Source organism: Micromonospora sp. NPDC000668 (assembly GCF_042897975.1).
Classification (GTDB): Bacteria; Actinomycetota; Actinomycetes; order Mycobacteriales; family Micromonosporaceae; genus Micromonospora.
Genome location: NZ_JBIAYP010000004.1, coordinates 390,636 through 403,917 on the forward strand (window position 1 = coordinate 390,636; position 13,282 = coordinate 403,917).

11 protein-coding genes are annotated in these 13,282 nt (G+C 73.2%); 6 read left to right on the top strand and 5 right to left on the bottom strand.

The genetic code is table 11. The features are described 5' to 3' along the window. Genes ACFY29_RS22640 through ACFY29_RS22650 form a run of 3 tightly spaced genes read right to left on the bottom strand, consistent with a single transcriptional unit; the run spans position 1 to position 3,544 of the window. Positions 1 to 1,590, bottom strand: coding sequence for a sensor histidine kinase (locus ACFY29_RS22640; protein WP_386989275.1), 1,590 nt, complete (start codon positions 1,588 to 1,590; stop codon positions 1 to 3). A 54-nt stretch (positions 1,591 to 1,644) separates the two neighbouring features. Then, on the bottom strand, positions 1,645 to 2,349 hold the full coding sequence (gene bioD / locus ACFY29_RS22645; protein WP_355603720.1) for a dethiobiotin synthase: 705 nt from the start codon (positions 2,347 to 2,349) through the stop codon (positions 1,645 to 1,647). 58 nt (positions 2,350 to 2,407) lie between these two features. Next, positions 2,408 to 3,544 (bottom strand): 8-amino-7-oxononanoate synthase, encoded by a 1,137-nt coding sequence (locus ACFY29_RS22650; RefSeq protein ID WP_328426391.1) that lies wholly within the window; start codon positions 3,542 to 3,544, stop codon positions 2,408 to 2,410. A 205-nt stretch (positions 3,545 to 3,749) separates the two neighbouring features. Here ACFY29_RS22650 and bioB point away from each other — a divergent pair, with 205 nt between their 5' ends. From bioB to ACFY29_RS22665, 3 genes are read left to right on the top strand one after another with little or no spacing between them, the layout of a single operon-like run. Further along, a complete protein-coding gene (bioB, locus tag ACFY29_RS22655; protein WP_328425067.1) occupies positions 3,750 to 4,745 on the top strand; it encodes a biotin synthase BioB in 996 nt (331 codons plus the stop codon). Positions 4,746 to 4,765: 20 nt separating this feature from the next. After that, positions 4,766 to 4,975 (top strand): hypothetical protein, encoded by a 210-nt coding sequence (locus ACFY29_RS22660; RefSeq protein ID WP_386989279.1) that lies wholly within the window; start codon positions 4,766 to 4,768, stop codon positions 4,973 to 4,975. Between the two features lie 4 nt (positions 4,976 to 4,979). Continuing rightward, positions 4,980 to 5,486, top strand: a complete 507-nt coding sequence (locus ACFY29_RS22665; protein ID WP_355603380.1) for a GNAT family protein — start codon at positions 4,980 to 4,982, stop codon at positions 5,484 to 5,486. 114 nt (positions 5,487 to 5,600) lie between these two features. Here ACFY29_RS22665 and ACFY29_RS22670 read toward each other — a convergent pair whose 3' ends face one another. Continuing rightward, the gene (locus ACFY29_RS22670) at positions 5,601 to 8,498 is read right to left on the bottom strand and encodes a glycoside hydrolase family 9 protein (RefSeq protein ID WP_386989282.1); all 2,898 of its coding nucleotides are present in this window, start codon (positions 8,496 to 8,498) and stop codon (positions 5,601 to 5,603) included. A 357-nt stretch (positions 8,499 to 8,855) separates the two neighbouring features. Here ACFY29_RS22670 and ACFY29_RS22675 point away from each other — a divergent pair, with 357 nt between their 5' ends. The 3 genes from ACFY29_RS22675 to ACFY29_RS22685 all read left to right on the top strand — a co-directional run bounded on the left by ACFY29_RS22675 (position 8,856) and on the right by ACFY29_RS22685 (position 12,055). Further along, positions 8,856 to 9,626 carry an LPXTG cell wall anchor domain-containing protein gene (locus tag ACFY29_RS22675; RefSeq protein WP_328425059.1) on the top strand — a complete coding sequence of 257 codons (771 nt, stop codon included), beginning with the start codon at positions 8,856 to 8,858 and terminating at the stop codon, positions 9,624 to 9,626. 70 nt (positions 9,627 to 9,696) lie between these two features. Then, positions 9,697 to 10,221 carry an isochorismatase family protein gene (locus tag ACFY29_RS22680; protein ID WP_355603389.1) on the top strand — a complete coding sequence of 175 codons (525 nt, stop codon included), beginning with the start codon at positions 9,697 to 9,699 and terminating at the stop codon, positions 10,219 to 10,221. A gap of 268 nt (positions 10,222 to 10,489) precedes the next feature. Continuing rightward, positions 10,490 to 12,055, top strand: coding sequence for an aldehyde dehydrogenase family protein (locus ACFY29_RS22685; RefSeq protein WP_386989286.1), 1,566 nt, complete (start codon positions 10,490 to 10,492; stop codon positions 12,053 to 12,055). A gap of 73 nt (positions 12,056 to 12,128) precedes the next feature. On the opposite strand, the gene ACFY29_RS22690 is transcribed toward ACFY29_RS22685, so the two are convergent. Beyond that, on the bottom strand, positions 12,129 to 13,205 hold the full coding sequence (locus tag ACFY29_RS22690; protein WP_386989290.1) for a GNAT family N-acetyltransferase: 1,077 nt from the start codon (positions 13,203 to 13,205) through the stop codon (positions 12,129 to 12,131). Positions 13,206 to 13,282: the final 77 nt, after the last annotated feature.

Genomic DNA, 13,282 nt, shown 5'->3' on the forward strand with positions numbered 1-13,282 from the left:
TCAGATCCGCTCCTTGCTGACAAGTCGGCCGTCGGCGAAGCAGAGCCGCCAGGTCGGCGCGGCGAGGGGAAAGTTGCCGTCCGTGTAGTACTCGCAGCCGGCCCGCCGTACGCCGGCACTCGGGTCGACCTGCCGCCGGGGCAGCTCGGCCAGATCGCCGCGCGCCACACCCGGCCGCATCCGGTCGAACGCCGACTCGTCCAGCACGGTGCCGGCCGTGGCGACCGGGTAGTAGATCAGCGACAGGACGAGGGCCAGGCCGGCCGGGGCGCCGAGCGCCAGCAGCAGGCTGTGCCGTACCCGTCGGTGGGCGTCGCGCAGCTCGGCGTCGGCCGGCCGCTCCGCGCCGCCGTCGACCGGGCCGGCCGCCTCATCCGCGGCCGGCCACCCACCGGCGGCGGCCGACCACCCGTCGGCGGGGGCGGCGGAGACCACGCTGGCAGGGGCGGTGAGCAGTGGCAGTCGGGCCCGTACCGCGAAGCCGCCGTCCGGGCGCGGGCCAACGTCCAGCATGCCGCCGGCCAGGCGGACCCGTTCGGCGAGCGCGAGCAGCCCGCTGCCGGAGGACGGTGGGGTGGGCAGCGGGCCGGCCGGTGCCGGCCCGTTGACTACCCGCACCTCGATCTCGTCCGCAGCGGGGGCGAGAGTGACGGTCACCGGGGCGCCCGGGGCGTAGCGCGCCGCGTTGGTGAGCGCCTCCCGGACCACCCGGTGTGCGGCGAGCCCGGTCATCCCGGGCAGCTCGACCGCACCGGGCGGGACGTCCAACCGGATCGCCATCCCCGCCTCCCGGGCACCCTCCACCAGGTCGGCGACGGTCTCCCCGGCGGGCCGGAGCCCAGCCGGGCCGCCCTCCTCCCGCAGCACGCCGATGATGCCGTGCAGTCGCTCGGTGGCGGCGGCGACGCTGGCCCGCAACTCCCCCACCGACGCCCGGTGTGCGGGGTCGAGGTCGTCGGCGAGCTCCAGCGCGGCGGCGCGCAGCGCGATCAGGCTGAGGTCATGGCCGAGCGAGTCGTGCATCTCCTCGGCGATGCGGGCCCGCTCGCGCAGCCGGATCCGCTCGGCGGCGCCGCGCTGTTCGCGCGCCAGCGCGTCGGCCTGCCGACGGCCCGCGTCGGCCAACTCCTGCTGCTGCCGGCGGTACCGGCCCACCAGCCACGGAAACACACCGGCGAAGAGCAGCACCGAGGCGAGCATGAACCAGGTGCCCGCCGCGGTGCCGAGCAACCCCAGGTTCAGCACCGTGCCACCGAACGCGATCACGCCGAACAGCACGGCCGCCGGGGCCGCCCCGGCGCTGCGCCGCCCGGTCAGGTAGCTGAACACCGGAATGGCGAAGACGAAATTGCCGTCGACCAGCGACCCGAGCACCACCAGCAGCAGGCCGACCAGCGGCCGACGCCGGCTCAGCACCACCGCCACGGCCAGCAGCGCCAGCCCGCCGACCAGCGACGCCAGACCGTGCCGCGAGAACGGCGGGGTCAGCCCCGCGAACCCGATGGGGGCGGCGAGCACCACCCAGAGCAACGCATCCTTCGGCCGCGCCACGCCCGACGCCCCGCCCACCGGCCACCTCGGGATCCTCACGGCGGCCAGGCTACCCACGCACGACCTGGCCGGACACCGACGAAAGTCAGGTGATCAGCCGATCTCCTCGGCCCAGGCCCGCCAGTCGTCGAGCACCCCGTGCAGGGCTGGGGTGAGCCAGCCCGGCGCGGAGCGCCGGAACACGCCCGGGTCCATGGCGCCGGCACCGGCGGGCAACGCGCCGAGCAGGTTCGGTACCAGATCGGTGAGGTTGGTCCAGTGCACCAGCTCCGGCGTGGCCGGCCAGGCGCCGATCACCACGCCGGCCGGCACGGCCCGCCGGTCCAGCGCCTCCAGGGTCAGCGCCGTGTGGTTGAGCGTGCCCAGCCCGGCGCGGGCGACCACCACGGCGGGCGCACCGAGCGACACCGCCAGGTCGGCCATCGTCCACGGCTCGCCGGACGGGCGCAGCCCCATCGGGACCAGCAACCCACCGGCACCCTCGACCAGCACCAGGTCGTGCTTGTCGGCCTCGTCGCGAACCGCGTCCACGGCGGTGTACAGCTCCAGCGGCGGCAGGTCGGCGACCCGAGCGGCGGCCAGCGGGGCCAGCGGGTCCGGAAAGCTGGCGAGGGTACGGCCGGTGAGCGGGGCGGCCAGCCGGTTGATCGCGTCCACGTCGCCGGGTTCGCCGCCGGACGTACCCGTCTGGCCGGGTTTGACCACGGCCACCCGCAGGCCGGCGGCCTGCGCGGCGGCGGCGATCGCCGCGGTGACCACCGTCTTGCCGACCTCGGTGTCGGTGCCGGTGACGAGCACCGGGCCACGCCACGGCTCGCTCACCGCAGCGCTCGCAAACCCGGCTCACTCCTCGCGCTCACGGCGCGCACTCCACGATGACGTCCAGGGCGCGTTCAAAATCGGCCCGGGACACCCCGGCGCTGATGGTGAGCCGCAGGCGGGAACGGCTGTCCGGGGTGGACGGCGGCCGGAAGCAGCCCACCGCGACGCCCCGGTCCCGGCAGTCGGCGGCCCAGGTGGTCGCCGCCTCCGGCCCGGGAGCGGTCACCGAGATCACCGCCGCGTCCGGCGCGGAGACGGTCAGCCCGGCCGCGCGCAGCCGAGCGACCGCCAGCGCCACCCGGTCGGCCAGCTCGGCGCGCAGGCCGTCGCCGGCCCTGGCCAGCCGCAGCGCGGCGTGCACGCCGGCGGCGACCGCGGGCGGCAGCGCGGTGTCGAAGATGAAGGTGCGCCCGGTCTCGACCAGGTGCCGGACGAACTCGGCCGGGCCGGCGACCACGCCACCCGCTCCTCCGAGCGCCTTGGACAGGGTGGCGGTGACGACCACGTCCGGTTCGCCGGCCAGCCCGGCGGCGGCGACCGCACCGGCGCCGGTCGGACCGGTCACGCCGAGCGCGTGCGCGTCGTCGACCAGCAGGAGTGCGCCGTACCGGCGGGCCACCTCGTGCAGCCGGGCCAGCGGGGCGAGGTCGCCGTCGACCGAGAAGACGGACTCGGTGACCACCACCGCCGGGCGGCCCGGGGCGGCCGACAACGCTGCGGCCACCGCTGTGACGTCCGCGTGCGGCGTCACCACGGTCTCCGCGCCGGAGATCCGGCAGCCATCGATCAGGGACGCGTGGTTGTGCGCGTCGGAGACGAGCAGCGTCCGGGGTTGGACGAGGGCCCGCAGCGCTCCGAGGTTGGCCAGGTAGCCGGAGGAGAAGACGAGGGACCGGTCCGTGCCGAGCCACTGCGCCAGCTCGTCCTCCAGCGCCTGGTGCGCGTCGGTGGAGCCACGCACCAGCCGCGACCCGGTCGCTCCCAGCCCGTACGCCGACAGAGCCGCCACGGCCGCGGCCGTGACCTCCGGATGGGTGGCCAGGCCGAGGTAGTCGTTGCCGGCCAGATCGGTCATCCCGTCGCCAGCGGGACGCGGGTGCAGCCGCCGGGTCAGCCCGGCCTTCGCCCGCAGATCCGCGCGGCGGTCGAGCGCCGCCAGCCAGTCCGCCACCGTCACCCCTTCGCCGCCGTGCGGGCCGGTCACCCCGACACCCGCCGGGCGAAATTACCACCCGCCACCACCGGCCCGACGGATCCACTCGGTACGCGGGGCCAAACCTGCACCGAACTCCAGCTTCGAGGCAGGCCCGCTGCGAGCGGACCGACCGGCCAGCAGGCCGTTCCCGCTGACCCGGGGGCCTTGTAGGGTACGAGCCATGCCAGAGATCCTCGACCAGGCCCGAACCCAGGTCCTGGGTGACGGCGTCGGCCTCGACCAGGCCGGCGTCCTCGCCGTGCTCAACCTGCCCGACGAGCACCTGCCCGCCGCCCTCCAGCTCGCCCACGACGTGCGGATGCGGTGGTGTGGCCCGGAGGTCGAGGTCGAGGGGATCGTCTCGCTGAAGACCGGCGGCTGCCCGGAGGACTGCCACTTCTGCTCCCAGTCCGGCCTGTTCACCTCCCCGGTGCGCTCGGTCTGGCTGGACATCCCGTCGCTGGTCGAGGCGGCGAAGCAGACCGCGAAGACCGGGGCGACCGAGTTCTGCATCGTGGCCGCCGTGCGCGGCCCGGACGCCCGGCTGATGAAGCAGATGCGCGAGGGCGTCGCCGCCATCAAGGCCGAGGTCGACATCCAGGTCGCCGCGTCGCTGGGCATGCTCTCCCAGGAGCAGGTCGACGACCTGGTCGACATGGGCGTGCACCGCTACAACCACAACCTGGAGACCTGCCAGTCGTACTTCCCGAACGTGGTCACCACGCACTCCTGGGAGGAGCGCTGGGAGACGCTGCGGATGGTCCGCGACTCCGGCATGGAGGTGTGCTGCGGCGGCATCCTCGGCCTCGGCGAGACCGTCGAGCAGCGGGCGGAGTTCGCCGCGCAGCTCGCCGAGCTCAACCCGCACGAGGTGCCACTGAACTTCCTCAACCCCCGCCCCGGCACGCCGCTGGGTGACCGCCCGGTCGTGGAGGGCAAGGACGCGCTGCGGGCCATCGCCGCGTTCCGGCTGGCCATGCCGCGCACCATCCTGCGGTACGCGGGCGGCCGGGAAATCACCCTCGGTGACCTGGGCACCCGCGACGGTCTGCTCGGTGGCATCAACGCGGTGATCGTCGGCAACTACCTGACCACGCTGGGTCGGCCGGCGACCGCCGACCTGGACCTGCTGGACGAGCTGAAGATGCCGGTCAAGGCCCTCTCGGCGACCCTCTGAGATGATCCGGTGAGAACGACGTGACCGAGCTTGTCGAGCCCGTGGCGGCGCAGCGCTGGTGTGACCGCTGCGGCGAGGACGCGGCGGTCGGCGGGCACGAGTCGTGCGCGGCGGCCCGGGCGCTGGAGCCGCCGCGCTACTGCCCGCATTGCCGCCGCCGGATGAAGGTGCAGGTGCTGCCGGTCGGCTGGTCGGCGGTCTGCGTCGAGCACGGCGAGATCCGGGGCTGAGCCGATGCTGCGGGGGCGTGCGGTGACGTTGCGGCCGGTGACGGACGACGACGTGACGGCCCTCGCGGCGATCCGGGCCGATCCGGAGGTACGCCGGTGGTGGCGGGGCGGCGACGACCTGACCGACTCCGTCCGCGCCGACCTGGACGACGACGATCTGACGCTGTACGCCATCGAGCACGACGGCCGGGTGATCGGCGCGATCCAGTGGTACGCCGAATCGGACCCGGACTACCGGCACGCCAGCCTGGACATCTTCCTCGACCCGGCGGTGCGCGGCGCCGGGCTCGGCGTGGACGCCATCCGCACCCTGGCCCGGCATCTGATCGACGAGTACGGCCACCACCGCTTCACCATCGACCCGGCGGCGGCGAACAGCGCCGCCATCCGGGCGTACGCCAAGGCTGGTTTCCGGCCGGTGGGGGTGCTGCGCCGCTACGAGCGCGGCGAGGACGGTCGCTGGCACGACGGCCTGCTGATGGATCTGCTCGCCGACGACCTCGTGGAGTGAGCCAGCCGGGGCCTCAACCGTCCGTCGCGCCCTCATTGCCGCCGGCTGGCGGGACGACAAGTGAATCTTGGACAGTTGCCGTTCCCGGTGAACGGCAACTGTCCAAGATCTCGGTCAGGCGAGCGTGCAGGCGGTGCCGTTGACGGTGAAGGCGGTGGGTTTCGGGTTGCTGCCGGAGTGGGTGCCGTTGAAGCCGAAGCTCACCGACGCCCCCGGGGCCACGGTCCCGTTGTAGGAGAGGTTCGTCGCGGTCACCGCCGCGCCGGCCTGGCTGATCGTCGCCGACCAGCCCTGGCTGACGGTCTGCCCGCCGGGGAAGCTGAACCTCAGCGTCCAGCCGTTGATCGCGGTGGTGCCCGTGTTCTCGATCGTCACGGTGGCGGTGAAGCCGGTGCTCCAGTCGCTGGTGACGTACCCCACCGCGCAGGCACCGCCGGCCGGCGGAGGCGCGGTGGTCACGGCGACCGGCGCGGACGCCGCGGAGGTGTTGCCGGCCGCGTCCACGGCCACCACGTAGAACTGGTACGCCGTGGAGGCGGTCAGCCCGGACACCGCCAGCGTGGCGGCGGTCGGCGAGCCGACCAGCGGGTCGGTGGCGCCGGCCTCCCGGTAGACCCGGTACCCGGTGACGCCGACGTTGTCGGTCGACGCCGGCCAGCTCAGGGTGAGCCCGGTGGCGGTGACGGCCGAGGCGACCGGGGTGCCGGGCGCGCTCGGCGCGGTGGTGTCGGCGCTGCCGGCCGGCGGCGTGGTCACGCTGAGCGTCGGCGAGGCGGCCGACGTGTTGCCAGCGCCGTCGCGGGCCACCACCGTGAACTGGTACGTCCGCTCCGGCAGCAGTGGCGAGACGGTCAGCGAGGTGCCGGTGACGGGCCGGATCACCACCACGTCGTTGCCGACCAGGAATTCGCGGACCTCGTACCCGGCCAGCCCGCTGCCGCCGCTGTCGGTGGACGCCGCCCAGGTCAGGGTGACCGAGCGGGCCGTGAGGTTGGACGCGACGGGCTGGCCGGGCACGGTCGGAGCGGTCGTGTCCGGCACGGTCGGCCCGGGCTCCTCGCCCCAGACCCGGGTGCCGCCCGAGTACAGCGGAACGCGAGAGTTGGGCCCGGCGGTGGCCTGGTACGACGGGTCGTTGGTGGGGTCCCAGGTGCCGCCCTCCGGAACCCCGATCTTGAACTGGATCTCCATCCGGTGCTGCGACTGGCCGGCCGGCGCGATGGTGTGCCCGGTGCAGTCCACCTCGACGTACCAGATGTCGCCGCTGAACTGCCGGGCGGTGGTCGGGGACGGGCAGCCCTGGGTGTAGCCGGCGGTGACCTGCACCGGCCCGGCGCCGTCGGGGCGGAAGTAGTACCGGAACCGGCCGTCGGTCAGGGCCCGGGCCGGGAACGCGGACTTGTTGTAGATGATCGCCTTCAGCCCGGTGGCCCGGGGCTCGGCCTGCATCACCGTGGTTTCCACGGTCAATTCGTCGAGGTCCGGCGTCTCGGCGACCGGGAAGCCGGCGAGCGGGTTGCCGCCGTACTCGGAGACCAGCCGGACCAGCGCGGAGGTGAAGCCGGCGTTGTAGTCGGTGGCCACCTCGTTCATCACGTAGTCCGACCGGCTGTCGGTGTACGCGTCGTTGGCTGCGGACGGGCCGCCGACCAGCGCGCCGTAGAGGGTGTGTCGGGTTTCGACGGGCACGCTCTGGCTGTCCCACCAGGAGCCGTGCGCGGTGCGGTGGTGCGGGTTGCGCGGCGCGTTGGCGCCGAACCCGATGACGTAGCTGGAGCTGCGCGGGTTGTCGCCCAGCGCATAGTTGATCTGCCGGACGGCGAAGTCGTGGTAGCGCGCCTTGCGGGTCGCGTCGGTGGTCTTGTCGCTGTAGACCAGCGCGGCGAAGGAGGTGTTGGCGGCGTACCGCAGCGCACCCCAGGAGTCGAGCACCGCCATCCCGCCGGGCGAGTAGGGCACCCGTTGGCCGTTCACGCCGACGGTCCAGTAGTCCAGCCAGCGGTTGGCGTCGTCGACGTACTTCTGCTTGCCGGTCAGGTTGGCCAGCAGCACGTACGCGCCGAACTGCTTGTTGTCCCAGGCGATGGTCCACTTGTAGGAGCGGGTGGTGGACTGGTTCTCGGTGCCGAGCTTGTCGTACTCGCTCTCGGCCTTGGCCAGGTAGCTGGCCTCGCCGGTGGCCCGGTGCAGCCAGATCGCGCCCCAGACCAGCTCGTCCTGCCAGCCGCTCCACGAGCGGTAGAAGCTGGTCGCGTCGGTGATGCACTCGTGGTACGACTTCCGCACCGTGTCGGCGAAGGTGTAGAGTTGCCGGGCGTGTCCGAGCAGCCGGTCGGCGTAGGCCGCGTCGGTGGGCCGGAACACCATCGAGGAGGCGGCCATCGCGGCCGCCGTCTCCCCCGCCAGGTCCGCGCCGCCACAGCTCGCATCGATCTTGTACGCGGGCCGCGCCATCGGCAGCACCTCGGCCGGTCCCCACCACTTGTGGTCGTCGTCGCCTTTGCCGACCTGTCCATAGAGGACGTTCGGCGCGGGGTGCGCCTTGATGAAGTAGTCGTTGACGTGGCGCAGGTTGTTCAGCAGGTGCGGCAACTGACCGGAGGCCGTGTAGCCGCTGCGGTACTCGACCGCGCCCCAGGCGAGCATGGTGGCGCTGAACGCCATCGGGAAGCCGAACTTGACGTGGTCGCCGGCGTCGTACCAGCCGCCGGTGAGGTCCAGCCCCGCGTCGGCGCCGTCGGTGAGCGCGCTGTCGCCACGCCAGGAGACCCGGTTCCAGTCGGGCAGCCGGCCGGACTGCTGCGCCTCGTAGAAGAGCAGCGACTTCTGCAACGCCTCGGCGTAGTTGAAGGCCGGCGCGGCGGACGCGGGCCCGGACGGGGGTGCGGCGACCGCGAGGGACAGCCCGGTGAGCAGGGCGACGCCGGCAGCCAGCAGTCGCCGCGGCCAGGGCTGGTCAACGACCGGAGATCGGCCGGGGTGGCCGGGGACCGGCCGGGTGGGGTGGCGCATGGCGGGCTCCTGTCGGAGGCGCCGCCGGCGGCCGTACCGACGCGGGACGGCGTCGAACGGCACGGCCACCAGCGACTGCGGGGTGGTGGAGTGACCATGAGCATCTATGGAAGCGCTCCCATGGATAAGCGACAATGTAATGTGGACACCGCCGGTTGGGAAGCCCGCCGAGTGCGCCGGCAGCGTCGTAACGCACGTACGCGTTACCGCGACACGCGCTCGACGGCCGGGAAAGTCCGCCGGGATCCAACTCCTGTCCAGGACGTCGTCGCAGCTCAGACCGATTGACCGATGCCGGTCGGGGATCCCGCGGATGGATCATGTGCCGTCCCCTCGGCCAATCTCGGAGGAATCCTCATGCCACAGCGTCGGCGCCTCGCGCGCGCGGCCGTCTGCACGGCCGCCGCCACGGCCGGTCTCGCCATCGGCTCGCCCGCCTGGGCGGTCGCCACGTCGATTTCGCTCAACCCGGCCCACGTGGGTTCGCAGGCGGGGACCTTCGCCAACCAGGAGTGTGGCGACGAACGGTTCGACGACCTTCCGGCCGGCTACGACGGGTGGCACTTCGTTCTCCCGCAGCAGGGGCGGGGCGACAGCAGCTTCGAGTCGCTGACCCTCACCTTCGCCAACAGCTCCACACCGGTCCAGGTGCGGGTGCCCGACAGCACCGACGCGTACCCGGACTACTTCTACAAGGCCGGCGACAAGGTGATGCACGCCTACGTCTTCACCCCGGCCGGCTGGACGCTGAGCGCCGGCACCGCCCAGATCACCGGCGGGGCCGACAAGTTCAACCTCAGCCACACGTGCGCCGGCACCAGCCAGTCGCCCAGCCCGAGCCCGTCGACCACCGCGTCGCCGACGCCGTCGACCTCCGTCTCCCCGTCGCAGTCCACGTCCCCCTCGCAGTCGACCTCGCCGTCGCAGTCGGTGTCGCCGTCGGACTCCGTCGCGCCGTCGGACTCGATCTCGCCGTCGCCGAGCACGGGTAGCGGCGGCGGCGAGGGTGGCCTGCCGAAGACCGGCGTCGCCGTCACCAGCATCGCGCTGGGCGGCGTCGCCCTCATCGGCGGCGGGGCGCTGCTGATGCTGCGCCGCCGTCGCGACCGGATCACCTTCACCAGCTGATCCCGCCGCAGTGCCGACCGGCCGCCGGAGCTCCTCCGGCGGCCGGTCGCGCCGTTGCTAGGGTCGGACGATGAATGCCCTGGAACCATCCCGTACCGCCATCCTTCTGATCGACCTACAACGACAGATGGTCGACCAGGCCCTCGCCCCGCACTCCGGCGCCGAGGTGGTGGCCCGGTGCGTCGCGCTCGCCGACGCCGCACGCGCCGCCGGGGCGTTGGTCGTGGTGGTCCGGTTCGACCAGCCGGGCGTCGATCCACAGTCGGCCGGCAGCCAACTGGTACCGGAGGTTGCGCCACACCCGGGCGACCTGGAGATCACCAAGCGCACCTGGGGCCCGTTCCAGGACACCGGCCTGGACGCGACGCTGCGCGAGCGGGGCGTCGACACGCTGGTGGTGGCCGGCGTGGCCACCAACTACGGGGTGGAACAGACCGCCCGGATCGGCTACGAGATCGGCTATCGGGTCGTGCTGCCGCAGGACGCGATGAGCGGCCTCCAGACGTCCGCGCACGAGTTCGCGGTGAACAACATCTTCCGCGCGCTGGGCACGGTCTGCACCACCGCCGAGGCGGTCGACGCACTGGGCGGTTGATCCGCTCCCGCCGTCGATCCGTACTGACGGGTAACCGGTCGACGGCGCCCGGGGGCTAGGTCACATCATCGATGTTCGTTGATTTATTAGCGAGTGTCTGCGCAGCTCCGACGGCTCGCCATCGAGCGAGCCGCCGGGCTGCGCGGACGCGACCGTGTCCAGCCAGACAAACGTACTGTTGCTGACCCGCTACCCGGCGCGAGACAGTACCGGTCACCAGTGGTGCCATCGACGCCGCCGCTCCCCGGACAACCCTGAGGAGAACGCGATGGCACTACGACTCGCCGAGGGCACCGCATGGTCCGACGTCCTCGCCCGCGCGGTGGCCGCCACCCCGGAGGCGTTCGGCGCCGAGGTCGACGGCGTCACCACCCTGCACAACCTGGTCGAAGGCGACTGGCGGGCCATCGGCCGCCCCGCACCGGTCCGCACCCCGGTGGACAACACCGTCGTGATCAACCTGCCCCGGCTCGACGCCGACACCGCCCGCGCCGCGGTCGCACACGCCGCCGCCGCGCACCGGGCCTGGGCCCAGACCCCACTCGCCGAGCGTAAATCCCGGGTCACCGACGCGCTGGACGCGCTCACCGCCCACCGCGACCTGCTCGCGCTGCTGCTGGTCTGGGAGATCGGCAAGCCGTGGCGGCTGGCCTGCGCCGATGTGGACCGCGCACTGGACGGCGTCCGCTGGTACGCAGGCGAGATCGACCGGATGCTCGCCGACGGCCGCGAACCGCTCCCCGGCCCGGTCAGCAACATCGCGTCGTGGAACTACCCGATGAGCGTCCTGGTGCACGCCGAACTGGTCCAACTGCTGGCCGGCAACGCGGTCATCGCCAAGACCCCGTCACAGGGCGGCGCGGTCTGCCTGACCGTCGCGCACGCGCTGATGCGCCGGGCCGGGCTGCCCGCCACGCTGGTCTCCGGCGGCGGCGAGGAACTGTCCGAAGTGCTGGTCCGCGCGCCGGAGATCGGGGCAGTGGCGTTCGTCGGTGGGCGCTCCAACGGGGGCAAGGTGGCCGCCGCGCTGCTGGACAGCGACAAGCGGCACTTCATCGAGCAGGAGGGCCTCAACGCCTGGGGCATCTGGAACTTCTCCCAGTGGGACCTGCTCGCCACGCACCTGAAGAAGGGCTTCGAGTACGGCAAGCAGCGCTGCACCGCGTACCCCCGGTTCGTGGTGCAGCGCGACCTGGTCGACGAGTTCCTCGACATGTACCTGCCGGTGGTGCGCTCGGTCCGCTTCGGTCACCCGCTCGCGGTGGACGAGACCTGGCGGCCCGGCGACCCGCTGCCTGAGTTGGACTTCGGGCCGCTGATCAGCGCCGCCAAGGCCGACGAGCTGCACCGCAAGGTCGACGAGGCGGTCCGCGGCGGCGCGGTGCCGCTGCACCGGGGCAAGCTGACCGGCGCACCGTTCCTGCCCGAGCAGGACACCTCGGCGTACGTGGCGCCGTCGGTGCTGCTCGCCCCGCCCGGCCGGTCCCGGCTGATGCACGCCGAGCCGTTCGGGCCGGTCGACACGATCGTCGTGGTCGACACCACCGACGAACTGCTGGCCGCGATGAACGCCTCCAACGGCGCACTGGTCGCGTCGCTGGCCTGCGACGACACCGACGAGGCCGGCAAGCTCGCGGTGGACCTCCAGGCGTTCAAGGTGGGCATCAACAAGCCGCGCTCGCGCGGCGACCGGGACGAGGCGTTCGGTGGCCGGGGCGCCTCCTGGAAGGGCGCGTTCGTCGGCGGCGACCTGCTGGTGCAGGCGGTCACCGTCGGCGGCGACAGCCGGCTCTACGGCAACTTCCCCGACTACAGCAGCTACCCCACCACCTGATCGAGGTGTGCGGAAGGGCCCCCTGGCGGCATGGCAGGGGGCCCGCTCGACACCGCGCTGGCGGAGTTCCCTGCTATGCCCCGGGCGTCAGGAAGGTGCCCTTCCTTTCCACCGGAGCGGGGACGGCGAGTGGAACGGTGAGGGTGAGCAGGGCGCCGTCACGCTCGGCAACGCTGGGCCGATCCAGCCGGCGCAGGGTCCGCAGCATCGGGGTGTTCTCGGCTTGAACGTGCAGCAGCAACGCCGCGTACCCGGCCCGGTCGGCGTGCCCGACCAGCCGGCGCAGCAGCGCCGAGCCCAGCCCCCGCCGCTGCCAGTCGTCGCGTACCAGCAGCGCCACCTCGGCCTCGTCGCCCTCGCCGAGCAGGTTCGCCATCGCGACCACCGACTCCGCCACACCGTCGGAGGCCGGAGCCGAGGCGATCAGGGTCAGCCCTCGGCTCGGCTCCAGCAGCCGACGCAGCCGGGCCGGCTGCGGCAGCGCCGCCCCGCCCAGGTAGCGCCGGTGCCGGCTGCGCGCTGAGCAACCCTCGTGCAGCTCCAGCACGCCCGCCACGTCGTCCGCGCAGGACGGCCGGACGGTCAGCTCGGCACCGTCAGGCAGCACCAGGGTGACCTGTTCGGCGGCCCGGCGCGCCACCGTGGCGGCCAGCTCGACCAGAGCCTGCGCCCGCGCGTACTCCGCCGGAGTGAAGGCAGGCGCGGCCCGCCGCAGCGCGAACGAGCCGCCCGCCGGGTCGGCCAGCAGCATGCTGGCGCCGACGATCCCCCGGTCGAGGCCGATCGACGCGGGCCGCCAGCTGACCGAATCCGCGCCGAGCAGGGTACGCAGCGCCTCGCCCGTCGCGTCCGGGTCGCGCACCAGCCGGTTGGCCAGCCCGAGCACCCGGGTGGGCTGGTCGGCCAGGCCGCGCGCCTCGCTGCGCGCCACCCAGCAGTCCCGGCCCCGACCCCGCTCGACGGCGGCGATCAGTTCGGCCTCGTCGAGCGCGTCCGGCGCGTCGACCAGGAAATCGTCCACCGCGCCGTGCTCGGTGGGTTGCACCTGCACGGTGAGGATGTTGACCCCGCGCAGCGCGAGGCTCGCCGTGAGAACCGACAGGTAGCCCGGTCGGTCGTCCACGGTGGCTCGAATCCGCCACAACGTCATGGTTGGCTCCCTTCCCCGGTATGAGCCTCGCCTCCGGCTGTTGCCGCCCGGTTGCTCGCCGGTGACGTCCCGGGAAC